Annotated in this window: 20 protein-coding genes and 1 pseudogene; 10 read left to right on the top strand and 11 right to left on the bottom strand. The window is 71.2% G+C overall.

Annotated features, from left to right (window positions below):
• Positions 1-4 precede the first annotated feature (4 nt).
• Positions 5-556, top strand: a complete 552-nt coding sequence (locus ABD831_RS13875) for a helix-turn-helix transcriptional regulator (RefSeq protein WP_344947526.1) — start codon at positions 5-7, stop codon at positions 554-556.
• Between the two features lie 319 nt (positions 557-875).
• Here the strand turns inward: ABD831_RS13875 and ABD831_RS13870 are convergent, their stop codons facing one another.
• Positions 876-2,294, bottom strand: coding sequence for an amidase (locus tag ABD831_RS13870; protein WP_344947523.1), 1,419 nt, complete (start codon positions 2,292-2,294; stop codon positions 876-878).
• Between the two features lie 388 nt (positions 2,295-2,682).
• On the opposite strand from ABD831_RS13870, the gene ABD831_RS13865 reads away from it, so the two are divergent.
• Positions 2,683-3,984, top strand: a complete 1,302-nt coding sequence (locus ABD831_RS13865) for a cytochrome P450 (RefSeq protein ID WP_344947520.1) — start codon at positions 2,683-2,685, stop codon at positions 3,982-3,984.
• Between the two features lie 87 nt (positions 3,985-4,071).
• On the opposite strand, the gene ABD831_RS13860 is transcribed toward ABD831_RS13865, so the two are convergent.
• Positions 4,072-4,365: a hypothetical protein gene (locus ABD831_RS13860; protein ID WP_344947517.1), complete on the bottom strand. Its 294-nt coding sequence runs from the start codon at positions 4,363-4,365 to the stop codon at positions 4,072-4,074.
• 432 nt (positions 4,366-4,797) lie between these two features.
• On the opposite strand from ABD831_RS13860, the gene ABD831_RS13855 reads away from it, so the two are divergent.
• Both ABD831_RS13855 and ABD831_RS13850 read left to right on the top strand, forming a co-directional pair.
• Positions 4,798-5,358: a DUF6529 family protein gene (locus ABD831_RS13855; RefSeq protein WP_344947514.1), complete on the top strand. Its 561-nt coding sequence runs from the start codon at positions 4,798-4,800 to the stop codon at positions 5,356-5,358.
• 332 nt (positions 5,359-5,690) lie between these two features.
• Entirely contained in the window at positions 5,691-6,491 is an 801-nt protein-coding gene (locus ABD831_RS13850) for an SURF1 family cytochrome oxidase biogenesis protein (RefSeq protein WP_344947511.1), read from the top strand.
• Between the two features lie 4 nt (positions 6,492-6,495).
• Here ABD831_RS13850 and ABD831_RS13845 read toward each other — a convergent pair whose 3' ends face one another.
• Positions 6,496-7,938 (bottom strand): wax ester/triacylglycerol synthase family O-acyltransferase, encoded by a 1,443-nt coding sequence (locus ABD831_RS13845; RefSeq protein WP_344947508.1) that lies wholly within the window; start codon positions 7,936-7,938, stop codon positions 6,496-6,498.
• Between the two features lie 190 nt (positions 7,939-8,128).
• Between ABD831_RS13845 and ABD831_RS13840 the strand changes: the two genes are divergently transcribed.
• Both ABD831_RS13840 and ABD831_RS13835 read left to right on the top strand, forming a co-directional pair.
• Positions 8,129-8,494, top strand: coding sequence for a VOC family protein (locus ABD831_RS13840; RefSeq protein WP_344947504.1), 366 nt, complete (start codon positions 8,129-8,131; stop codon positions 8,492-8,494).
• Positions 8,495-8,582: 88 nt separating this feature from the next.
• On the top strand, positions 8,583-9,068 hold the full coding sequence (locus ABD831_RS13835) for a hypothetical protein (protein WP_344947501.1): 486 nt from the start codon (positions 8,583-8,585) through the stop codon (positions 9,066-9,068).
• Between the two features lie 60 nt (positions 9,069-9,128).
• On the opposite strand, the gene ABD831_RS13830 is transcribed toward ABD831_RS13835, so the two are convergent.
• The 8 genes and pseudogenes from ABD831_RS13830 to ABD831_RS22250 all read right to left on the bottom strand — a co-directional run.
• Positions 9,129-11,009: an ABC transporter ATP-binding protein gene (locus tag ABD831_RS13830; protein ID WP_344947498.1), complete on the bottom strand. Its 1,881-nt coding sequence runs from the start codon at positions 11,007-11,009 to the stop codon at positions 9,129-9,131.
• A gap of 125 nt (positions 11,010-11,134) precedes the next feature.
• Positions 11,135-11,908, bottom strand: coding sequence for an enoyl-CoA hydratase/isomerase family protein (locus tag ABD831_RS13825; RefSeq protein ID WP_344947495.1), 774 nt, complete (start codon positions 11,906-11,908; stop codon positions 11,135-11,137).
• Between the two features lie 42 nt (positions 11,909-11,950).
• Positions 11,951-12,151 (bottom strand): hypothetical protein, encoded by a 201-nt coding sequence (locus tag ABD831_RS13820; RefSeq protein WP_344947492.1) that lies wholly within the window; start codon positions 12,149-12,151, stop codon positions 11,951-11,953.
• An 87-nt stretch (positions 12,152-12,238) separates the two neighbouring features.
• Entirely contained in the window at positions 12,239-12,952 is a 714-nt protein-coding gene (locus ABD831_RS13815; protein ID WP_344947489.1) for a hypothetical protein, read from the bottom strand.
• Between the two features lie 35 nt (positions 12,953-12,987).
• Positions 12,988-14,586 (bottom strand): ABC-F family ATP-binding cassette domain-containing protein, encoded by a 1,599-nt coding sequence (locus ABD831_RS13810; RefSeq protein ID WP_344947487.1) that lies wholly within the window; start codon positions 14,584-14,586, stop codon positions 12,988-12,990.
• Between the two features lie 29 nt (positions 14,587-14,615).
• Positions 14,616-14,948: a hypothetical protein gene (locus ABD831_RS13805; RefSeq protein ID WP_344947485.1), complete on the bottom strand. Its 333-nt coding sequence runs from the start codon at positions 14,946-14,948 to the stop codon at positions 14,616-14,618.
• Positions 14,945-15,763, bottom strand: a complete 819-nt coding sequence (locus ABD831_RS13800) for a DNA polymerase III subunit beta family protein (protein ID WP_344947483.1) — start codon at positions 15,761-15,763, stop codon at positions 14,945-14,947. Before ABD831_RS13800 ends, ABD831_RS13805 begins: the two co-directional genes overlap by 4 nt.
• A gap of 6 nt (positions 15,764-15,769) precedes the next feature.
• A pseudogene (locus tag ABD831_RS22250) lies at positions 15,770-15,961 on the bottom strand (MerR family transcriptional regulator); the annotation flags it as partial.
• A 207-nt stretch (positions 15,962-16,168) separates the two neighbouring features.
• Here ABD831_RS22250 and ABD831_RS13795 point away from each other — a divergent pair.
• The 4 genes from ABD831_RS13795 to uvrA all read left to right on the top strand — a co-directional run bounded on the left by ABD831_RS13795 (position 16,169) and on the right by uvrA (position 23,725).
• Positions 16,169-18,862 (top strand): MGH1-like glycoside hydrolase domain-containing protein, encoded by a 2,694-nt coding sequence (locus tag ABD831_RS13795; protein ID WP_344947480.1) that lies wholly within the window; start codon positions 16,169-16,171, stop codon positions 18,860-18,862.
• A gap of 110 nt (positions 18,863-18,972) precedes the next feature.
• The gene (locus tag ABD831_RS13790) at positions 18,973-20,091 is read left to right on the top strand and encodes a lipid II:glycine glycyltransferase FemX (protein WP_344947477.1); all 1,119 of its coding nucleotides are present in this window, start codon (positions 18,973-18,975) and stop codon (positions 20,089-20,091) included.
• Positions 20,092-20,097: 6 nt separating this feature from the next.
• Entirely contained in the window at positions 20,098-21,114 is a 1,017-nt protein-coding gene (locus ABD831_RS13785; protein WP_344947474.1) for an alanine racemase, read from the top strand.
• Between the two features lie 121 nt (positions 21,115-21,235).
• Entirely contained in the window at positions 21,236-23,725 is a 2,490-nt protein-coding gene (uvrA, locus tag ABD831_RS13780; RefSeq protein WP_344947471.1) for an excinuclease ABC subunit UvrA, read from the top strand.
• Positions 23,726-23,747 lie beyond the last annotated feature (22 nt).

Below are 23,747 nucleotides of genomic sequence, written 5' to 3'. Positions count from 1 at the left end.
GCGGATGAGTTGGCTGCGAGGCGCCGCGCAGGGAGGTCCCGGCGAGCCATCCGGATCCGGCGGACTGACGCGGGCGACGGAACAACGCCCTGACGAACGGGACCGTGAGCTCGGCAGGCGCGCAGATGCTCTCACCCTGAACGTCTTCGCGGGCCTGGCCGGAGTCCCTCTCGTCCTGGGCCTGTTCGGGGCGGAACGTTTTCTGGCTGACCGTGTCACGGTGCGCTGCCTTCCTCCTCACAGCGCTGGCGAACGCGTTGATCCGCATCGCGCCGTACAACCAGAGCTGAACTTGGTGACCCCCAAGCCCAAGCCGACCAGAGTCACCAATCGGATCCGGGAGTTACGCGCCGAGGCCGGGGACATGAGCCAGTCACAGCTCGGTGCTTTGGTCGGCGTCACCAGTCAGACGATCATCGCGGTCGAGCAGGGTGCGTACTCTCCGACGCTGGAAACCGCATTCCGCATCGCACACGCTCTTGGCCGCCCACTCGGCGAGGTGTTCTTCTTCCCCATGGAGGACGCATGGTCGACCCGGCCGATCTCGAAGTCGTAGGGGTCTGCTCACAGGCAGAGCCCGCTTCTCCACGCGGGGCATCGCCTGCTCCGTCAATGTCGAGAGACATCACGCGGACATGCCATCCGCCGAACGTAGTAGTGGACGTCCTCTTCTGCCGCGGAGAGCGCGGCGACGCAGTCCGTCTCGGGCTCGCGTCGACTCCCCTGGACGCCGTCCCCCGTGACATACGTCCCGTCGTCGCCTTCCCAACGAAGGATCCAGGTCCGCGACTGGCGCAGCTCGTCATCGGTCCGGAGATGCCGCGCGTTCTCGGTCGGCAAGAGCGGCATACGGCCCATCGACTACTCCTACGTCCTTACCTGGGATCGATGGGCGTGAAGATCCCCAGCCGATCCTCGATCGCGGCCGCGGCATCGAGCGACAGATCCTCCCGATAGCGCGGCCCGATCACCTGGAGGGCCTGCGGCAGGCCGTCCGCGATGCCGACCGGCAGCGCGACAGCTGGCAGGCCGAGGGCATTGACGGCCGTCGTCAGGCGCATCGTGCGGATCGTCTGGGCCACCTGCCCCTCGTTCAGATCGGTGCCCGCGACGGCTGGGACATCGGTGGCGACTGGGCCGATGACCAGCGGGTAGGTCTGCTGGAGCTCCTCCCACTGGCGCAGCACCGCGTGCCGGGTCATGAAGGCCAGTTCCGCCGCGGCAGCGTCTGGATTGCCGGCGGCTTCGAAGAACTCGGCCATGAACCGTCGCGTCGCCGATGGCGCGATTGGTTCCAGCAGCTGCTCATAGCCGGCGCGAGTGCCGGGAGTGCTGAGCATGACCAGCAGCGCGTGGGCCGCCTCGTCGATCCCCGGCGGCTCGACCTCCTCGACGACGTAGCCGGCATCGACCAGGGCCTCGGCCCCACGGCGTACCCCGGCCTGCACCTGCTCGGCGGTCCCCCGACCGGCCGGATCCAGGACCATCGCGACGCGGACCGGCGTGGCGACCCCTGGTCCCTGGAGTGGGACCGGGACCGTCCACGGGTCCCGCCACGTCGGCCCCGCGATGAGCTCGAAGGCGGCCCGCACGTCGACGACCCGCCGCGCCAGTGGGCCGATGACGCTGGTCAGCTGGATGCCGATGGTCGTCATCTCTTCGGGCCCGACGGAACTTGCCATGGGGACGCGGCCCAAGGTCGGCTTCAGAGCCACCACCGCGCAGCATTGGGCCGGATGCCGAAGCGACCCGAGGCCGTCGCTGCCGAGCCCTAGCGGGCTCATGCCCGTCGAGATGGCAGCGGCCTCGCCGGCGCTGGAGGCGCCAGGGGTTCGAGAGCGGTCCCACGGATTGATCGTGGCTCCCCACAGCTCGCTCTCACAGTGCCACCGGATCGCGCCACTGGGCATGTTCGTGCGTCCGATCGGGATGGCCCCGGCCGCCCGCAGCCGTTCCACGACCGGGGCGTCCCGGGCCGGGTAGGCGGTCGCCAACGCCTTCAAGCCCTGCGTGGTGGGCGTGCCGACGACATCGATGATCTCCTTGACCGTGAACGGGACCCCGTGCAGCCGCGGCAGCTCGGCGCCGGCCGCGACGGCACGATCGGCCGCCTCGGCATCCTTGAGCGCCTGCTCGCCCATGTCGACGACCACGGCGTTGATCGAGGGGTTCACCGCCTGGATCCGCTGAAGGTGGGCCTCGATCACCTCCACGCTCGAGGCCTGCCGGGAGCGGATCAGCTCGGCCAGCCGGGTTGCGCCCAGCCGCCACAGCTCATCCGTGGGTGCACCCATGTTGCGCTCCCTCCCGGCGATGGGCTCAGGTCCCGACCGAGGTCCTCCTCCCGGGTCGTGGTCGGAAGTGCTCGGCAGCCGTGCCCCGCCCGCGACGTGACCACAGCCGCGAAGCCCCAGAGGCCCAGGCCGAGGCCGACGGCGTCGTGGCCACATCCCATACTGCGTCGCCTCCGACCTCACCCGCGACCGAATCGCACGATGCGCGCATACTCAGAACTGGCCCGGTCCATGTCTCTTTCCCACCTGGACTCAAACGGCCCAGCCGGTTCACCGGAGTCATCGAGACCCGCGAAATCACGTGGAGGGTCACCGCGCGGCAACCACGCGAGCCAAGATAGGTGGACAGCCGCGTCCCAGGAGGCCCAGCCTGACTCAGCTCACCCCCATGCCGCTGGCCCGCGCTGCCCTGCGCTGGTCGCTGGGTCACGCCCTGCCCCGCGCCGCGCTGCGACGATCGGCCAAGCAGGGCGACCTCCATGGCCGCATGTTCGTGGCCACCCAGTCCGGCGACCAGGCAGCGCTCGAGCCGGTCCTGGACGAGCTGCGTGCGCACGTCCCGTTCTACCGAGGCACGTACGCCTCGTTGACCGTCGACCATGCCGCGGCGCGAGCCGTGCTGTCCAACCCTGATGCCGGCGCCCGATTCCTCCGCGCGGACAGGGAAAGCGCCCTTGCTCGGCTCCAGGCGTGGGCCATGGAGGACGCGCCTCTCGGTCCCCTCACCCCGCCCTCCTTGCTGGTGACCGAGCCGCCGGATCACACCCGCTACCGCAAGCTCGTGTCGCGGGTCTTCAGTGCCCGGGCGGTCGAGAACCTCCGTGGCCGCACTCAGCAGATCGCCACCGATCTCCTCGACCAGATCGACCCGAGAAGTCCGGTCGACCTCGTCGCGACGTACTGCAGCCTCCTGCCGGTCACCGTGATCGCCGAGATCCTCGGCGTCCCAGAACGCGACCGCGAGAAGGTGCTCAGGTTGGGTGCCGCGGCCGCGCCCAGCCTCGACCTCGGGCTCTCCTGGACGACGTTCCGCCAGGTCGAGTCCGCGCTGCGCGAGTTCGACCGGTGGCTGGGGCAGCACCTCGACGGCCTGCGTCGACAACCGGGCGACGACCTGCTCAGTCAGCTCGTCGCCGCCCAGGAGGACGGCGTCGGCCTCACCGACCTCGAGCTGAGGTCCACCGCCGGGCTGGTGCTTGCGGCCGGCTTCGAGACCACCGTCAACCTGCTCGGCAACGGCATCGCGCTGCTCGCGAGCAACCCCGAGCAGCGCAGGCTGCTCGCCGAGCGGGAAGACCTGTGGCCCAACGCCGTGGAAGAGGTCTTGCGGGTCGACCCACCGGTGCTCCTCACCGGACGCATGACGATGGCCGACACCGAGGTCGCGGGCGTGCCGATGCGGCGCGGAACCGTGATGGTGGCGCTGCTGGCCGGCGCGAACCGGGATCCGCGGGTCTTCCCGGAGCCGGACACGTTCGACATCACGCGGCAGAACGCCCGCGACCACCTCTCCTTCTCCGCCGGTCGACACTTCTGCCTCGGGGCGGCACTGGCCCGGATGGAGGGCCAGGTCGGGCTGCGGACACTGTTCGAGCGGTACCCCGAGCCACGCGTCCAGAGCGGGGCCGTACGCAGGAGCACCCGCATCCTGCGCGGCTACGAGCGCCTTCCAGTGACGCTCAGGCCCTGACGCCTGCCAGGATCGCCCGTGACTGGCACAGCCTGGCGCGTCACCTCGGCCAGTCGACCATCGTGTCTCCGGGGTCTGACCCGCCGATCAGGCGCGTCCCGCACCGTCCACGACCACGCGCATCACCGCCAGTCTCGGTTCCGCCTGGAAGCCTCGAAAGAACGCTGGCGCCGCAGGTTCGGCCGACGCCCTCATGGCACCGAGCGCTGCACGATCTCGCCACAGCGAGTGGATCGCCCAGTGCCCCTCCCCATCTCCGAGCAGCCGGGTCTCCAGCAAGCCATCGGGGAGACCGCTGGCCAGCAGGCTCTCGAAGCCGGCCACAAGGTCGCCGGCTCGGACCTCGTCCACGTCGGCGGACACGATCGTCAGAATCTTCATGGGTCCAACGTCCTGCGAACCGCGCGCCTTGCACAGCCCGTTCCGACAAGAAGGGCGCATTCCGGTTGCAGAACGTGCAACCGGTGCCCCTCCATTCTTCCCAAGGGGCTTGGTCACCGTGCGTGGGATTCGCGTCATGGAGCACTTCGTGACGCTCAGTGGCGCCCGTTGCACCCCAGCCTCTCCGAGTCCAACCGCAGACCCACGACTCCGAAGTTCGCCGGTGCGACGTACTCAGTGCGACCCAGGCGACACCCTGAGAGGAATTGGAACCGCTGGCCAGTTGCCGCTCGCTGCTTCCTCGTGGGCCGCCTGGGCAGGCCTCGGCCATCCCCCGAGTCGCGCATCGGCTGGCTGTTCGCGCGTTCCTCGGCGGACGAGGAGGGCCAGGAGGATCCTGAACCAATGGCAGTCAACGCGTCGCCGAGGAGCATGGCAGTCCCTCTGGCCGCGTTCGTCGCCGGCGCGGTCGTTGCCCTGCTCGTCGGGGTTTTCGGCAAGGTTCATGATCCGAGCCTGGCGGGCACGACGACGTTGGGCTTCCGCACGGTCATCGACATGAAGGTCGTGCTGTCCGTGGTGGTCGGAGTCCTCGCCGTGCTCCAGCTCCTCGGGGCCCTCTGGATCTACGGCAGGTTCAGCACCGCTGCCCCCGCGTGGGTCGGGACGGCCCACCGGATCTCGGGAGCGGTGGCGGTCGTGATCATCGTGGTGGTCGCCTATCACTGCCTCTGGGCGCTGGGCCTGGAGACCGGGACGTTCGCCGGCGGAGAACCCGTGCCGACGCGCACAGTCGTGCACGGGGTGCTTGGCTGCGTCCTCATCGGTGCCGTGGTGGTCAAGGTGGTAGCGGTCCGGTCACGCCGCGCACCCGGCTGGTTCCTCCCCGTGGCCGGCGGCCTGCTCTTCACCCTCGTCGTGGTCGTCGTGCTGACTTCGGCCGTCTGGTACATAGGCGCCCACGGATGGCCCGGATCGGGCGGTTATGGCTGAGCCGGCTGCACGCGACAACGCGTGCCCAAGGGGCCTGCCTCCGCCCGGAATCGAGCTCATTCCGCGTTGATGCGCTGACAGGACGCTCAACCGTTGCCCGTGACCCGAGAGCTGGATCGAGCCATCTGGCGCGACATGACCCAGACCGAGGACGGCGGGGCCGGCATCGTGTTCGGGGGTCGCGTCGTGCCAGATGGAGACGCGGGTCCTCGACGTTGTCCTCGGCGCTGATGCGGACTCTCTGCGGGCTGAGGAGGCAGCGCGGCGTCGTCACCGCAGGTCAGAGACGGGCCGGTACCCGGGTCCGACCTCAGGCCGGGTACCGTCGATCCGTGCTTCGACTCTGGCTGACGCGGCGCTGGCTGCTCTGGACCCTCGTCGGGGTCCTCTTCGGGGTCGCCTGCTTCTACCTCGGCCTGTGGCAGTGGCACCGCCACGTCGAGCAGCGCACCAAGGTCGACGCCATCGCGCGCAACTACGGCGCCACGCCCGTGAACTTCGAGCCCGCTCTCGTGGAGTCCCCTCTCCCCGCCGAGCGGCAGTGGACGCGGGTCACCCTGACGGGGACGTATGCCGTGGGCTCCGACCTGCTGGTCCGCAACCGGACGCTCGACTCCACGGTCGGTTTCGAGGTGCTGACCCCGATGGAGACCGGGGGCCTGACGCTCCTCGTCGACCGTGGCTGGGTGCCCAACGCCGCGGACGCGGAGACCAGCCCACCCGTCGACCCGGCGCCGTCGGGTCCGGTGCAGGTCACCGGTTGGCTGCGCACCGGCGAGGTGAGTCTCGGTCGGGACCTTCCGCGCCCTCAGCTGGCCAGCGTCAACATCGACGACGCACGCACCCAGGTGCCGTCGCTGAGCCGGGTGGACGCCTACCTCGTGCTCGGCGCCCAGCAGCCTGCCGCCGCCGCGGGCGACCATCCCCTGCGCCTGCTGCCCAAGCCGGAGGAGGACCTGGGACCCCACCAGGCGTACGCCTACCAGTGGTGGCTGTTCATGCCCGGCGGCCTCGTCTTCATCATCTTCGCGATCCGTCGCGAGGCTGCGGCGACCCGCCTGGACGCGGCCGGCCCCCAGGCGGCTCCGGTCCGGGCGAAGAAGGTCCGGATCTGGGACGAGGAAGACGCCTGAGACCCTAGGCAAGGGTCCGTCGGCAGCCCGTGGGCTCCTGTCGCGCCTGGGCGCCGGCTGACGGCCCCGCGAGAGCCTCGAGCTCGCTCGCCACCGCCGCGACGAGTCGGTCCGCGTCCGGCAGCGCCTCGGCGTCCGCCGTGATCGCGATGGTGAGTCGCCCGGCGTAGGAGACCATGGCGCTGCACGAGCGGATCTCCTGGGCCGTCGGCACGTAGGGGATCATCGAGAGGACGCGGCGGCCTGCCAGGTACTGCGTGCGCTCCGGGCCGCGCACGTTGGACGCCACGACGTTGACGCGGCCCTGCCCGGCCCGTCCGTACCGTCGAGCGCCCCAGGCGAAGATCGGAGCCGGGATGTGGTCCGCCAGGCGCAGCACCGCGGCCGTCGCCGCCGGCACTCCCAGGGCCTTCTGCTCGGCGGTCCGCGCGGCCACGGCGTGCAGACGCGCGTCGGGCTCCGGGATGTCGACGGGGAGCTCGACGAACATGGCGGAGGCCAGGTTGCCGACGCGTCCGGGGTGGCCCGGCTGCGCGTTCGACACCGGCACGATGGCCCGCAGACCGACGGTGTCCATGGCCTCGCCCCGCTCGGTGAGGAAGCGCCGGTAGCCGCCGGCGAGAGCGGCCAGGTACAGGTCGTTCACGGTGCACCGCGATGCCTCCGCCGTTCGTGCCACCGCGGCCAGGTCTGCGTCGGTCCACCCCCAGAGCCGTTCCGAGGCGAGCGGGCCGCTGAGGACCGACGGCGGCAGGTCGGGGCGGAGCACCTGGGCCAGGCCGAGGCGGAGCTCGCTGACTCGTCGACGGGTCTCGCCCGGCGCTCCTGCGGCTCCCAGCACCAGCCGAACGCATCGGAGCGGCAGCGTGAGGAACCACGATGCGAGGTCGGTCAGCAACGCGGTCCGGGTCGGGACCGGTCGGGGTGTGGCCCGGTCCGCGCGCTCCGCCCGGACGGGCTGGAGAGGCCTATCGGCCGGGCGCTCCGTCAGCAGCGTCTGGACCAGGTCGGCCCCGGTGCGACCGTCCACCATCGTGTGGTGCGCCTTGAGGACGACCGCCCAGCGACCGGCCGACAGTCCGTCCACATGCCACAGCTCCCACAGAGGACGCCCGGGATCCATGGGCGAGGCCATGATCCGGACCACGGCCTCGCTCAGCTGGTCATCGTGTCCGGGGGCCTCGAGCACGGCGTGGTGAAGGTGCGCCTCCAGATCGACGCTCGACTCCACCCAGAGGGGTCGGCCGAGCTCCAGTGGCATCCGCAGCACCCTCCGGCGGGCGACGGCCACAGTGGCCAGCTGCGCCGCGACGTGGTCGCGGAACACCTCGGGGGGCGGTGGCGGCCCCTCGAGAACGAGCACGGAGCCGATGTGCAGCGACTGGGTCGCCGTCTCCATCGGGAGGAAGATGGCGTCGAGCCCGCTGAGCCGATCGGCTCTGGTCACCGGTCCAGTCTGGCAGTCTCCCAGCGACGAAGTACGCGTTCCACGATCGGCACTCGGGCGCCGCCGCACCCGTGTCGCGGGCCGGCGAAGGGCCGGCTGGTGAGAGGGTCGGGTTCGGTGTCGCAGCGCCACGCCAGCCATCCGCTGGACATCTCCGACAGCACCGCCACCCAGCAAGGAGCCTTCTGCCATGGACATGCGCCTGGAACTCGTCCCCCTCCCGACGACCGACGTCGACCGGAGCAAGGCGTTCTACACCGACGGGCTGGGCTTCGTCCTCGACCACGACGTGGAGCCCGGCAACGGCATGCGCGTCGTGCAGCTCACTCCCCCCGGGTCGAGCTGCTCGATCGTCATCGGAGTCGGGATGAGCTCCCCGGACGCCCCGCGCGTGCAGAACCTGCACCTCGTCGTCGAGGACATCGAGGCGGCGCGGCAGCTCCTCGTCGGCAACGGTGTCGACGTGTCGCCGGTGCAGGACATGGGCGGCGTCAAGTACGCGCACCTCAGCGACCCGGACGGAAACTCCTGGGCGCTCCAGCAGATCTCGCGCTGATCGCAGTCCCGAGGCAAGGATGTCTGTCGACGACCCGCTGAGGCGCCGCGTGCTCGCCCGTCCGTCACGCGCTGAGGAGCGGGCCCCGATGCCCGGGGACGACCTTGTGGACGCCGACGTCGTCATGGACCGGGCGTTCACGCTCGGTGCCCCTCCCGACCAGGTCTGGCCCTGGCTGGTCCAGCTCGGGAAGCACCGGGGCGGCTGGTACCTCCCCGGGGCCGTCGAGCGGGCCGTCCCCCGACGGCACCGGGCGCTGCGTCATCTCGATCCGGCCCTCCAGGGGCTCGCCGTCGGGGACGTCATCCCGGACTGGGGCGGCGCGGACGCGACCTTCACCGTCCTGGAGCTCGCACCCGGGTCGCACCTGCTCTTCGGCTCGACACGGGGCCGGATGCAGCTGACCTGGTGCCTGCGGCTCCAGCCGGTCGACGCGGCGCGGACGCGACTGCACGTACGCCTCCGGCTCGGACCCGTGCGCCACCGTCGGCTGGCTGCCGTTGTCGGGGGGTTCGTGGACCTCGTGACGGTGGCCTGCCTCGCGGCAGGCCTGGAGGAGCGGCTCGATCGCTGACGCGGGGCGGTGGCCGCCCACTCTGGGAACGAGCGCAGAGGAGTCCGCACCTGCCCGGCCTCAGGGTGTGAGCTGGGCGCCCACAGGGTCCGGCGCGCGCTCGGCGCGGGCCATCGCCTGGTCGTCGAACTGGGTCGCGTGCAGGTCGGCGTAGAGGCCGCCCTGGGCGAGAAGCTCCGAGTGCCGACCGGTCTGGACGACCCTGCCGTGGTCGAGCACCACGATGAGGTCGGCCTGGCGGATCGTGGAGAGGCGGTGCGCGATGACGATCGACGTTCGGCCCTCGAGTGCTGCGTCAAGGGCGCGCTGAACGGCGACCTCGGACTCCGAGTCGAGGTGCGCGGTCGCCTCGTCGAGCACGACCACGTCCGGGGCCTTGAGGAGCAGCCGGGCGATGGCGAGCCGCTGCTTCTCGCCGCCACTGAGCCGGTGGCCGCGGTCGCCGACGACCGTGTCGAGGCCCTCGGGCAGCTCAGCGACGAGGTCGCTGATCTGGGCGGCGCGGAGGGCTGCGTGGATCTCGTCGTCCGTCGCGTCGGGCCGCGCGTAGAGCAGGTTGGCGCGGATCGTGTCGTGGAAGAGGTGCGCCTCCTGCGTGACGACGCCGACCCTGTCGCGCAAGGACGTCATCGTCACGTCGCGCAGGTCGAGCCCGCCGATGCGCACGGAGCCCTCGCTCGGGTCGTAGAGCCGGGAGACGAGAGAGGTCAGCGTCGTCTTGCCGGCGCCGGACGGGCCCACGAGGGCGATGAGGTGTCCGGCCGGGGCGCCGACGGTGACGTCGTGGAGCACGACCCCGCTGCCGCGACGGTCGCCGGACGCCACCGACTCGAGCGACGCCAGCGAGACCTCGTCGGCCGAGGGGTAGCGGAAGGACACGTGGTCCAGCTCGACGCCGAGCGGACCGTCGGGCAGCGAGACGGCGCCCGGACGCTCCTTGACGAGCGGCTCGAGGTCGAGCACCTCGAAGACGCGCTCGAAGGAGATCAGCGCCGTCATGATGTCGACGCGGACGTTGGACAGCGACGTGAGCGGGCCGTAGAGCCGGGCGAGCAGGGCTGCAAGAGCCAGCAGCGTGCCGACCGAGAGCGTGCCGTTGACGGCCATGACGCCGCCGAAGCCGTAGACCATCGCCGTCGCCAGCGCGGCGACGAGGGTGAGCGCCGTCATGAAGATCGTGCGGTTGAGTGCGATCTGGATGCCGATGTCGCGGACCCGACCGGCTCGCTCGGCGTACTCGGCCTCCTCACGGGCCGGTTGGCCGAAGAGCTTGACGAGGAGGGCACCTGCGACGTTGAAGCGCTCGGTCATCCGCGTGCCCATGTCGGCGTTGAGCGTCATCTGCCGGTGGGCGAGGCTCGCGAGACGCCGGCCCATGAGCTTGGCCGGGACGAGGAACAGCGGGACGAGCAGGAGCGAGCCGAGCGTCAGCTGCCACGACAGCGCGAGCATCGCCCCGACGACGAGCACGACCGACACGATGTTGGAGACGACGTTGGACAGCACCGACGTGAACGCCTGCTGGGCCCCGACGACGTCGTTGTTGAGGCGGGACACGAGCGAACCGGTCTGGGCGCGTGTGAAGAACGCGATGGGCTGGCGCAGCACGTGGCCGAAGACCTGGGTGCGGAGGTCGTTGATGAGGCCCTCACCGATGCGGGAGGAGTACCACCGCGAGATGACCGTCAGGACGGCATCGACGAGCGCGATGGCCGCGACGACGAGCGAGAGGCGCACGACGACGGACGAGTCCTTCGGGATGACGCCGTCGTCGACGAGGCTCTTGATCAGGAGCGGCACGGTGACGACCAGCACCGAGTCGAGGACCACCACCGCGAGGAAGGCGATGATCGCGGCCCGGTACGGCGCGGCATACGTCAGGACCCTCCGACGGGTGCCTGGTGAGAGGCTCCGTTCGGCCACCGACGAGTCACGCGACATCGACCGCATCGCCATCCACGGCTGCATTCCCACTGAACAGACCTCCTGTAGTCCCTTCATCCAACCGCGCAGCACCGACAGCGATTCCCCGGGACCGGGGAACATCGTCGGGGGGACCCCCGCGGTCAGCCGTCCGCGCGCCCCAGCATCGTCTGCAGCAGCCCGACCTGGGCCTCGCGTTCGTGGCCGAGCTGGGCTTCGCGGTCGCCGTGGACCGCGCCGCGCAGCAACGGCTTGAGCGCGCGCAGGGCGGGAGCAGGCGCAGCCAGCAAGGCCTCCACGAGGGACCCGGTCGTCTCGTCGAGGTCGACGGCCGGCGCCAGGGAGCCGACGAGCCCGATGCTGTGCGCCTCGGGGGCCGAGACCCTGCGTCCGGTCGCGCAGATCTCCAGCGCCCGGGCGTAGCCGACGAGGTGGACGAGAGGGCCGGTGCCCGCGAGGTCGGGGACGAGCCCGAGGCTCGTCTCGCGCATCGCGAACCACGCGTCGAGCGCCGCGACCCGCAGGTCGGCCGCCAGAGCGAGCTGGAAGCCGGCACCGATGGCGTAGCCGTGCACCTGCGCGACGACGACCGCCGGGCACTCGCCCCAGGCAGTGAAGCCCTCCTGGTACACCGCGATCCCGCGCTGGATCGCCTCGGGGCCGCCGGCTGCGAGCTGGGCCACGCTCTCCTCGCCGGGAACGCCGTCAGGCGTGAACATGGCGGTGTCGATGCCGGCCGAGAACGCGTCGCCCGCGCCGCGGAGGACGACGACGCGTACGTCCTCGGGCACCGAACGCGCCTCGTCGGCGAGGGCCGCCCACAGCGAGGGGGTCTGCGCGTTGCGCTTCTCCGGGTGATCCAGCGTGATGGTGCGGACGGGCCCGTCGGTCTCGACCCTGAGGTGCGGATGCGTCATGGACGCAGGTTACCCGCGGGTCACCGTGTCAGGCTGCGGGCGTCAGGCCGCGGCGGACGCGGGAGCCGGCGCCGGCACGACGACCCGCAGGACGCCCCACCCGGAGACGGAGGCCGGCTGCACCAGCTCGACCCGGAAGACGCGGGCACAGTCCAGGCACGACCACGCCGCCGTGGGGTCCGGGAACGGCGTCACGTCGTCGCCCGAGCAGAACGGGCAGGTGAGGTGGTGGTCGCTGGGCATGCCCACCAGTGTGCCGACGGGGCCTGATCGATACAATAACCATCCATTATGTGAACCAACAGTCTCGCTTATGAATACGGCCCTCAGTCACTGCCCCAGGGCACCGATGGCACGGGCCACGACGAGGAGCGAGGTGAGAAGCGCCGCCGTCGCCTCGAGCCCCATGAGCATCTTGGCCCGTGCCGTCAGCGGCATGGTGTCCGTCGGACTGAACGCGCTCGAGTTGGTGAGCGACACGTAGAGGTAGTCGACGAACTCGGGGCGCCAGTTGCTGCGAACGCTCGAGGTGGACGCGACCTCGACGACGGTGTCCTGGTTCTCGTCCTGGGAGAACCGCCAGTCGGCCGGTGGCATGCGGTCCCTGGCCACGGTGTGCCGAGCGACCGGTCCGCCGCGGTCCAGCTCCCAGTAGAGCAGCCCGAATCCGATGACGTTGGTCAGCCACACCTGCATGCCGGCCAGGAGCAGCGGCATGCCGTCAGGCTTCGACGAGGTCAGGGCACGCACGAGCATCGCCAGGGCCAGGAGGTTGGTGGCGATGACGAGACAGGCCAGGGCGATGGAGATGCCGCGGGACCACCGCGTCTGCCGGACCAGGCGTCGGGGGTTGGTGACGAGGAGGGCGCCGAGCAGGACGAGCTCGACGGCCGGGATGGCGAGCCGGGGTCCCACGAGCAGGCTCTCGGGCAGGACGGCATACGCCAGCGCCGCCACGACGACGGCGAGCGTCGGCCACAGCCGGTGCTCCCCGGCGCTCGAGCGGGTCTCGTGCCGACGTCGTCTCGTCCTGCTGGCTGCCATGGCGTCAACGTACCCACGGCGGCGCCTCGTGAAGGTCAGGCGAGCGAGATGAGGTCCATGTAGTCCGGGCCCCACAGGTCCTCGACCCCGTCGGGCAGCAGGAGGATGCGCTCGGGCTCGAGGGCGTCGACGGCGCCCTCGTCGTGCGTCACGAGGACGACCGCACCCTCGTACGTCTTGAGGGCGCCGAGGATCTCCTCGCGCGACGCGGGGTCGAGGTTGTTGGTGGGCTCGTCGAGGAGCAGCACGTTGGCGGCCGACACGACGAGGAGCGCGAGCGACAGACGCGTCTTCTCGCCGCCCGACAGGACCCCCGCTGGCTTCTGCACGTCGTCACCGGAGAAGAGGAACGAGCCGAGCACCTTCCGGACCTCGGTCTCGCCGAGCTCCGGGGCGGCCGACTTCATGTTCTCGAGCACGGACCGCGTGACGTCGAGGTTCTCGTGCTCCTGTGCGTAGTAGCCGAGGCGGAGGCCGTGGCCCGGCTCGACCTCCCCCGTGTCGGGGGTGTCGACGCCGGCAAGCATCCGCAGCAGCGTCGTCTTGCCGGCACCGTTGAGGCCCAGCACGACGACCTTGCTGCCGCGGTCGATGGCGAGGTCGACGTCGGTGAAGACCTCGAGCGAGCCGTAGGAGCGGGACAGGCCGGAGGCGCGCAGGGGCGTCTTGCCGCAGGCCGCGGGCTTCGGGAAGCGGAGCTTGGCGACCTTGTCCTGGACCCGCTCGCCCTCGACGCCGGCGAGGAGCCGCTCGGCACGCTTGGCCATGTTCTGGGCCGCCGTGGCCTTGGTCGCCTTGGCGCGCATCTTGTCAGCCTGCGCAAGGAGCGCACCGGCCTTCTTCTGCGCGTTCTGCAGCTCGCGACGACGGCGCTTCTCGTCGGTCTCGCGCGACTGGAGGTAGGTCTTCCAGTTGACGTTGTAGACATCGAGCGCCGAGCGGTTGGCGTCGAGGTGGTAGACCTTGTTGACCACGGCGTCGAGCATCTCGGCGTCGTGGCTGATGATGATGAGCCCACCCTTGTAGGCGCGGAGGTACTCGCGCAGCCAGACGATCGAGTCGGCGTCGAGGTGGTTGGTGGGCTCGTCGAGGAGCAGGGTCTCGTTGCCGGAGAAGAGGATCCGCGAGAGCTCGACGCGACGGCGCTGGCCACCCGAGAGCGTCCCCAGCGGTTGCCCGAGGATGCGCTCGTCGAGGCCGAGGGCACTCGCGATCGACGCGGCCTCCGACTCGGCGGCATACCCGCCCTGAGCCTCGAACTCGACCTCGAGACGCGCGTACTTGCGCATCGCCTTGTCGCGGACCTTCTCGTCGTCGCTGCCCATCCGGTTCTCGGCCTCGGAGCGCTCGCGCACGATGGTGTCGAGTCCGCGCGCCGAGAGGATGCGGTCGCGGGCGAGGATCTCGAGGTCCCCCGTGCGGGGGTCCTGCGGGAGGTAGCCGACGGCACCGGTCCGCGTCACGGTGCCAGCGGCGGGATGGCCCTCGCCGGCGAGGACCTTGGTCAAGGTCGTCTTTCCGGCACCGTTGCGGCCGACGAGACCGATGCGGTCGCCGGAGTCGATCCTGAAGCTGGCGTCCTCGACGAGCAGGCGTGCTCCTGCACGCAGCTCGATCCCGGTGGCGACGATCACGGCATTCCTCCTATCGGTGCCGCACTACGTCAGCGGCCGGACAACCCCACCAGTCTAGGAGCCGCGAGGGGGTGCTCTCGACGCGTTGTCCCTGCAGCCATCCCCTCGGCCGCCTCACGGCAGGCCGCACACGCGCACGTGCGCGAGGCGTGCATCGTGCCCGCGTTGCGCTGGGTGCCCGGCTGCCACAGCTCCTCCGGTATGCCGTGTGGCGAGCTCGTCGTCGGCAGCAGGGTGGGCGCGGGGTCGGGGTCGGCCGTCCCGGCCCGGCAGCACCAGCACGGGGTGTAGCCGCCGTTGCCGCCCTCGTGCCAGGCCGACTGGTGGCCGCAGACGCGGCAGAGGTGGACGAGCACGCTCACGCCCGCAGGCCCTCCGGGGCGACGGGCATGAGGACGGAGAAGCCGGCGCCGTCACCGCGGATGGCGAGCGGGCGCCGCGGGCCGTCGAGCACGAGCGTCGGACGGGCTCCGGCCACCGAGAGCGCCTCCCGCAGGAACGCCGGGTCGACGTGGACGTCCGGGATGCCGGCGTCGCGCGACGCAGCCAGGTGGACGGAACCGTCGAGGACGACGAGCCCCACGGACTCGGTCCCGACCGTCAGCAGCGACTGGAGTCCCGAGGCGTCGGCGCCACCCCCGGCCGGCTCGACGGCGACGATGCTGCGGTAGTCGGGGAACGACCCCTGCACGACCGTGGTCGCGAGCTGCTCACTGCCGACCTTGATCCCCACGCGCTCCGCGCCCACGTCGAGCTCCACCTCGGCGCCCGCCGCCTGGCCGCGGCATGCCTCCGCGACCCGGTCCGCCCATTCGACGGGGACCACGGCACTCACGCGGGCCTCCCCTGACGACGCCCGGTGGCCGGCCACGGGCGCCCATCCGACGGCGAGGCGGTAGCGGTCGGTGGCGACGCACCGAACCTCGGTGCCGCTCACCTCCACCAGGATCCCGGTCAGCACCCGAAGGTCGACGCCGTCGGGGGCACCGGCCACCGGCTCCCCCGGCGCGACGGCGAACCGGACCGACCCGAACGCTGCAGCGAGGTCGGCGGCACCGACCACGACGCGACGCCGAGGCTCGCGGGCCGCCCCAGCGGCACCGGGTCCGTCGTCGCGCTCGGCCAGGAGTGCGAGGGTCCGGCGGATCTCCCTCCGCGCGTCGGCGAGACCGTCCACGAGGCGCTACTCGTGCGCCGAGACGACGTCGGCCGCAGCCCCGCACGCACCCCGCGCATCCTCGTCGAGCACGAGCGCGACCTCGGCCAGCGGCATACCGACCCGGCGCAGCGACGCGAGGAGACGGGCCCCGCGGACCTGCGCGACGGCATACCTCCGGTAGCCCGTCTGGGCGTCGACGTCGGCCGGTACGAGAACGCCCTCGCGGTCCTAGAAGCGCAGGGCGCTCGCGGTGAGACCGCTCCGGCGCGCGACCTCGCCGATGGTGAGCAGGCGGCCGGGGTCGGGGGCGTCGACGCGGTCGCGCGGGGTCTGGGCTGGCATGACGAGAAGACTGGGGCTTCCACCCGGTCGAAAGTCAAGCCCCGTTACGACGTCGACACATCCATGCAGCACCATGGGCCCATGAACAGCCCCCTCCCTCCGGGCGAGCCCCTCGGCGCCGAGCACGCGCGGCTCGTCGACTCCCCCGGCCACGACGCCCCGTGGCGCCTCTGGGGTCCCTACCTCTCCGGCCGCCAGTGGGGCACCGTCCGCGAGGACTACTCGGCCGAGGGCAACGCCTGGTCGGAGTTTCCCTTCGACCAGGCCGTCTCGCGCGCCTACCGGTGGGGCGAGGACGGGCTCGGCGGCATCAGCGACCGCTTCGGCTTCCTCAACTTCTCCGTCGCCCTGTGGAACGGCAGGGACCCGATCCTCAAGGAGCGCCTCTTCGGCCTGACCAACGAGGAGGGCAACCACGGCGAGGACGCCAAGGAGTACTGGTGGGCCCTCGACGGCACGCCGACGCACTCCTGGATGCAGTGGCTCTACCGCTACCCGCAGGCCGAGTTCCCCTACGAGCAGCTGCGCCGCGAGAACCGCGAGCGCACCCGTGACGAAAGGGAGTTCGAGCTCGGCGACACCGGCATCCTCGACGCCAACGAGTTCTTCGACGTCACGATGACCTATGCCAAGGCCGGCCCGGACGACATGTGCATCCGGATCTCGGCGACGAACCACGGCCCGGCTGCGGCGCCGCTCCACGTGCTGCCGACGGTGTGGCTGCGCAACACGTGGTCCTGGGGCGTCGACGACCGCGTCACCGAGCTGCACGAGATCCGCCACAACGGCCGACCGCCCCGCGGCTACCGGGCCGCGGAGATGACGCACGGCTTCCTCGGCCGCTACGTCCTCGCCGCGTCCGGCTCACCGACCGCGCTCTTCTGCGACAACGAGACCAACGCGAAGCACGTCTTCGGCGACCATGCCCTCGCGAACCACTCCCTCTACCCGAAGGACTCGATCAACCAGCGCGTCGTCCACGGTCGCAGGCAGGCCGTCAACCCCGGCGGCTACGGCAGCAAGTGCTCGTTCTGGTACCGGTGGGACTCCGTCGGCCCCGGGGAGACCGTGAGCGTCGACCTGCGCCTCGCCCCTGGTGACCCCTCCGTCGAGTGGTTCGGGGAGCCGTTCGAGCAGGTGCTCGGTGCCCGGGCAGCCGAGGCCGACGAGTTCTACGGCCACGTCATCGACGCATCGCTCGACGAGGCGGACCGGCACGTCGCCAGACGGGCGTATGCCGGCCTGCTCTGGGGCAAGCAGCTCTACCGCTACGACGTGCGGCAGTGGATGGAGGGCGACCCCGTCGGGCCCGCGGTCGCGGAGTCACGCAAGCGGGGACGCAACGAGCACTGGAAGCACCTTGCGCTCGCCGACGTCATCTCGATGCCCGACGAGTGGGAGTACCCCTGGTTCGCCGCCTGGGACCTCGCCTTCCACACGATCCCCCTGGCTCACGTCGACCCCGAGTTCGCCAAGGAGCAGCTGCTCCTCATGTGTCGGGAGTGGGCCATGGCGCCCAACGGCCAGCTGCCGGCGTACGAGTGGGAGTTCAGCGACGTCAACCCGCCCGTCCACGCGTGGGCGGCGTGGCACGTCTACCGCATCGACGGCTACCGCGACCGGGAGTTCCTCACCCGGGTCTTCACCAAGCTGCTGCTCAACTTCGCCTGGTGGGTCAACCGCAAGGACGCCAACGGCAGCAACCTCTTCGAGGGCGGCTTCCTCGGGATGGACAACATCGGACTGTTCAACCGCTCGGCCCCGCTGCCGCCAGGGTTCCGGCTCGAGCAGTCCGACGCGACCAGCTGGATGGCCTTCTACTGCCAGCAGATGCTCAAGATCGCGCTCGAGCTCGCGCGCACCGACAAGGCGTGGGACGACGTCGCGACGAAGTTCCTCGAGCACTTCCTGTCGATCGCCCAGGCGATGCGTCACTTCGGCTCGAGCGACAAGAGCCTGTGGCACGAGGAGGACGGCTTCTACTACGACGTGCTGGTGCAGCCCGACGGCCGGGCTCCGCACATGCGGGTGCGGTCGATGGTCGGGCTGCTCCCGATCCTCGGGGCGACGGAGATCCCCTCGTGGGTCGTCGACGAGTGCCCTGACGTCACGAGCCGCTTCCAGTGGCTCCAGCAGCGCCGGCCCGAGCTCGTCAAGCCGATGCTCGCGCGCGACGACGGCAAGATGCTGCTGACGCTCGTCCCGCCGAAGCGCCTGCGCCGCATCCTCGAGCGGATGTTCGACACGGAGGAGTTCCTGTCCGACTACGGCATCCGCTCGCTCTCTGCGGCGACGCGCCAGGCTGTCACGGCGACCGTCGGGCACGAGACGGTGTCGATCGAGTACGAGCCGGGCGAGTCCCGCACCGGCATGTTCGGTGGCAACTCCAACTGGCGCGGGCCGGTCTGGTTCCCCACGAACGTGCTCCTGGCCGACAAGCTGCGCACGTACGGCCGCTACTTCGGCGACGACTTCCGCATCGAGATCCCGACCGGCTCCGGCGACTGGCGCACCCTCGACGAGGCCGCCGACGTCATCGACGGCGGGCTCACGGCGTTGTTCCGGCCCGTCGACGGCCGGCGCCCCTCCGACGGCAAGCGCATCGAGTCCTCCCCCGACCCGCTCTGGTCGGCCCACCCGACCTTCTCGGAGTTCTTCGACGGCGACACCGGAGAGGGCCTCGGCGCGACGCACCAGACCGGTTGGACCGCGCTCGTGGCGCACCTGCTCAACCCGCGGCTCCCTCCCGACCCGCGCACCATGGGCTGGGCGTGAGCGACACGGCATACGCCCTCGTCGTGGCGCGGCCCGCTCACGAGGTCGTATGCCGGGTGGCGGGCGAGGCGTGTCGGGTGGCCCGGCGCGCTCGGGTAGCGTGATCCAGCGTGAACTCGCCCATCTCCGTCCGTGACATCAGCGCTGCCGAGCACCTCGCCTGGCTGCGGACCCAGCCCTCGGCGAGCTTCCTGCAGACGCCGGCCTGGGCCGACGTGAAGAAGGAGTGGCGCTCCGAGTCGGTCGGGTGGTTCGAGGGCGAGGACATGATCGGCGCCGCGCTCGTGCTCCATCGGTCGCTTCCCCGTCTGAGGCGCTCGCTGGCCTACGTGCCCGAGGGGCCGTGCATCGACTGGTCGTCGCCGCGGCTCGTGGAGCTGCTCCGGGCGCTGCGCGACCACCTGAGGTCCAAGGGCGCCTTCGCCCTGCGGATCGGCCCTCCCGTCGCAACCCACCGCTGGCGCACGTCCACGATCAAGGACGCCATCGCCGACCCCGCGGTCCGACGCTACGACGAGGCGACGCCCGACGTCGTCGAGCCGGTCGGGACGGCCGTCGTCGCCGAGCTGCGACGGCTGGGCTTCCGGCACCTGTCACCCGACGACGGCTTCGCCGCCGGCCAGCCGGAGTACGTCTTCCAGGTGCCGCTCGCAGGCCGCACCGAGGCCGAGGTGCTCGCCGGCATGAACCAGCTGTGGCGGCGCAACATCAAGAAGACCGTGAAGAACGGCGTCACCGTCCGCGTCGGCGACCCGTCCGACCTTCCGGCCTTCCACCGCACCTACGTCGAGACGGCAGAGCGTGACCGCTTCACCCCGCGCGGGCTCGCCTACTTCGAGCAGATGTATGCCGCGCTGTCGGCCGAGGACCCCGAGCGGATCCGCGTCTACCTGGCAGAGCACGAGGGCGATGTGCTGGCCGCGACGATCTTCATCCGTGTCGGAGAGCACGCGTGGTACTCCTACGGCGCGTCGACGGCGGCCAAGCGCGAGCTGCAGGGCTCGACCGCGATCCAGTGGCGGATGATGCAGGACTCCCTCGCCGCGGGCGCCGCCGTCTACGACCTGCGCGGCATCACGAACACCGTCGACACGGAGAACCCGCACATCGGCCTGATCCGCTTCAAGGTGGGGACCGGCGGCGAGGCCGTGCGCCTCGCCGGCGAGTGGGACCTGCCGCTGAACCGACTGCTGTACAAGGCCTTCGACCTCTACATGAAGCGGCGGTGACCCACTGTGTCCTTCGTCCTGCACGTCGACGGTGAGCGCTGGCGCGCCGGCCACGACCGCTTCGTCGCCGAACACCCGGGCATCGTCCCCGTCATCAAGGGCAACGGCTACGGCTTCGGCCGCGACCTGCTCTGCGCCGAGGCCGCACGTCTCGACGTGCCGATGGTGGCCGTCGGGGCCTACGCGGAGGTGCCGGGCGCTCTCGCGGCCTTCGGCGGCGACGTGCTCGTCATGGAGCCCTACCGGGCGGCGATCCACGCCGGGCTGCCCGAGCTCGCCGACCGGCGCGTCGTGCACACCGTGACGACCGAGACAGACCTGTCGAGCCTTCGGGGTCTCCTCGACGACGCGCGAGTCGTCATCGAGGGACTCACCTCGATGAACCGCTACGGCACCCCGGTGGTCGACGTCGCCCAACTGGCGGGCGCTGCCGACGCCGTCGGGGTGACCCTGCACCTGCCGCTCGGGACAGGCCACGTCGAGGAGATCTCGCGCTTCATCGCCGCCGTGCCGGGCGAGCGCACGTGGTTCGTGTCCCACGTGTCCGCGGCCGAGCTGTCCACTCTCGCAGAGCGATTCCCGGAGCATGAGTTCCGGCCCCGCATCGGCACCGACCTCTGGTATGCCGACAAGGGCTCCTACGAGGTCCGCGCGCACGTGCTCGACGTGCGTCCGGTCACCAAGGGGACCCGAGTCGGCTACCGCCAGCGGGCCATCGCCGCAGGCCACCTCGTCGTCGTCAGCGGCGGCACGTCGCACGGCGTCGCCATGGAGAGCCCGTCGTCGGCCGCCACCCCACGGTCGCGAGCCATCGCCGTGGCCGAGGGCGTGCTCGAGGCCGCGCACCGGGTGCGCTCGCCGTTCACCGTCTCGGAGGTGATGCCGCGCTTCGCCGAGCCGCCGCACATGCAGTGCAGCCTGCTCGTGCTCCCGGAGGGCGTCGCTCCCCCGCAGGTCGGCGACGAGGTGCCGGTGCGCATGCGTCTCACGACCACGACGCCGGACGCCGTGGTCGTCTCCTGACGTCCGGACTCAGGTCCAGCACCCCGCCGGCTCGGCTGCGAGCCGTCGTCTGAGGGACGGTCGGGCAGGAGTTCGGCCTCCCGATGGTGTTCCGCGCCCGATGAGCGGCTAGACATGGGGTGTGCACCCCGACTCGACCGACACCTTCGTCCACGTCCGCGGTGCCGCGGAGCACAACCTCAAGAACATCGATGTCGACGTGCCGCGGGACGCCATGGTCGTCTTCACCGGTGTCTCGGGCTCGGGCAAGTCGTCGCTCGCCTTCGGCACCCTCTACGCCGAGGCGCAGCGCCGCTACTTCGAGTCCGTGGCGCCCTACGCGCGCCGGTTGCTGCACCAGGTCGGAGCCCCGCACGTGCAGGAGATCACCGGCCTCCCCCCGGCCGTGGCGCTCCAGCAGCGGCGCGGCGCCCCGAGCTCCCGCTCGAGCGTCGGCACGCTGACGACGCTGTCGAACCTGCTGCGGATGCTCTACTCGCGGGCCGGCAGCTACCCCGAGGGCGCGCGCCGGCTCGAGGCAGAGGCCTTCTCGTCCAACACCGCATCCGGGGCGTGCCCCGAGTGCCACGGGCTGGGTGAGGCCCACGACGTGGCCGAGGACCTCCTCGTCCCCGACACCTCGCTCAGCGTCCGCGAGGGCGCGATCGCCGCGTGGCCCGGCGCCTGGCAGGGCAAGAACCTCGTCCGCGTCACCCGGACCCTCGGGATCGAGGTCGACGTGCCGTGGCGCGACCTGCCGAAGAAGCAACGCGACTGGCTGCTCTACACCGACGAGCAGCCGCGGGTGCTCATCGACCGGCGCGGCGAGGCCGACGACACGACGGGCCGCGACTACCACGGCACCTTCTGGAGCGCACGCAAGCACATCCGCCACACGCTCGCCGACACCAAGAGCCAGATGATGCGCGACAAGGCGATGCGCTTCGTCCGCAGCGTCCGGTGCCCGGCCTGCGGCGGCACGGGACTGCGGGAGGACGCGCTCGCGGTGACCTTCCGTGGCCTCAGCATCGCGCAGACCAACGCCCTGTCGTTCACCGACCTCGCCGCGCTGCTCCGCCCGGTCGCCGAGCTCACCGACGCCGGAGCCGCGACGTCGTCAGCAGGCTCGGGCGAGGCAACCGAGGTGGCCGTGCGCCTCTGCACCGACCTCGTGGCACGGATCCAGGTGCTGCTCGACCTCGGGCTCGGCTACCTGTCGCTCGGGCGTCGTTCGACGACGTTGTCCCCCGGTGAGGCGCAGCGACTGCGCATCGCCACCCAGTTGCGCTCAGGTCTCTTCGGCGTCGTCTACGTGCTCGACGAGCCGTCCGCAGGGCTGCACCCGGCCGACGCGGAGCCGCTCCTCGAGGTGCTCGAGGCGCTCAGGCGTTCGGGCAACTCGCTCTTCGTCGTCGAGCACGACCTCGACATCGTGCGCCGCGCCGACTGGGTCGTCGACATCGGTCCCGGGGCCGGCGAGGAGGGCGGCCACGTGCTCTACTCCGGGCCGGTGGAGGGCCTCGAGGACGTGGAGCGCTCCGTGACCGGGAAGCACCTCTTCGGACGGGCCGAGCGGGTCGTGCGACCGCAGCGCACACCGAAGGGCTGGCTGCACCTGCGCGGGATCACCCGGCACAACCTGCAGGACGTCTCGGTCGACGTCCCGCTCTGCGTCCTGACGGCGGTGACCGGCGTCTCCGGCTCGGGCAAGTCGACGCTCGTGACGCAGGTGCTCGCCGAGCTGGTGCGCCGCCACCTCGGCCAGGCGCCGGACGACGCGGAGGACGACGAGCTCGAGATCGACGTCGACGACGCCACCGGGCTCGAGTCCTTCGACCGGCTGGTCCGGGTGGACCAGCGCCCCATCGGACGGACCCCCCGCTCCAACCTCGCCACCTACACGGGCCTCTTCGACGCGGTGCGCAAGCTGTATGCCGCGACTCCCGAGGCGCGCGAGCGCGGCTACGGCGCGGGCCGGTTCTCGTTCAACGTCGCCGAAGGGCGCTGCGAGACGTGCCAGGGCGAGGGCTTCGTCTCCGTCGAGCTGCTCTTCCTCCCGGGGACGTACGCGCCGTGCCCCAGCTGCCACGGCGCGCGCTACAACGCAGAGACGCTCGAGATCGTCTACCGCGGCAGGACCATCGCCGACGTGCTGGCCCTCACCGTCGACGAGGCCGCCGACGTCCTCGCCGACGTCCCGGGTGCCGCACGCAGCCTCGTGACGCTTCGTGAGGTCGGGCTCGGGTACCTGCGTCTGGGACAGCCGGCAACCGAGCTGAGTGGCGGCGAGGCGCAGCGGATCAAGCTCGCGACCGAGCTCCAGCGGGCCCGGCGCGGCCACGCGCTCTACCTCCTCGACGAGCCGACGTCGGGACTGCACGCCGCCGACGTCGAGCTGCTGCTGCGCCAGCTGCACGCGCTGGTGGACGCCGGCAACACGGTCGTGCTCGTGGAGCACCACCTCGACACGATCGCCGGCGCCGACTGGGTCATCGACCTGGGCCCGAGCGGAGGGGACCAGGGCGGTCGAGTGGTGGCGTCGGGCACTCCCGAGCAGGTCGCACGGGTCGAGGGCAGCGCCACGGCGCCGTACCTGGCCTCACGGCTCCCGGTCCGCGGAGGCGCCCGCTAGGTGGTCGCCTCGGCGGAGGGCG

Origin of the sequence: Terrabacter ginsenosidimutans (genome assembly GCF_039539425.1) — a bacterium.
Classification (GTDB): Bacteria; Actinomycetota; Actinomycetes; order Actinomycetales; family Dermatophilaceae; genus Terrabacter; species Terrabacter ginsenosidimutans.
This window is presented reverse-complemented; position numbering and strand designations above follow the sequence as displayed.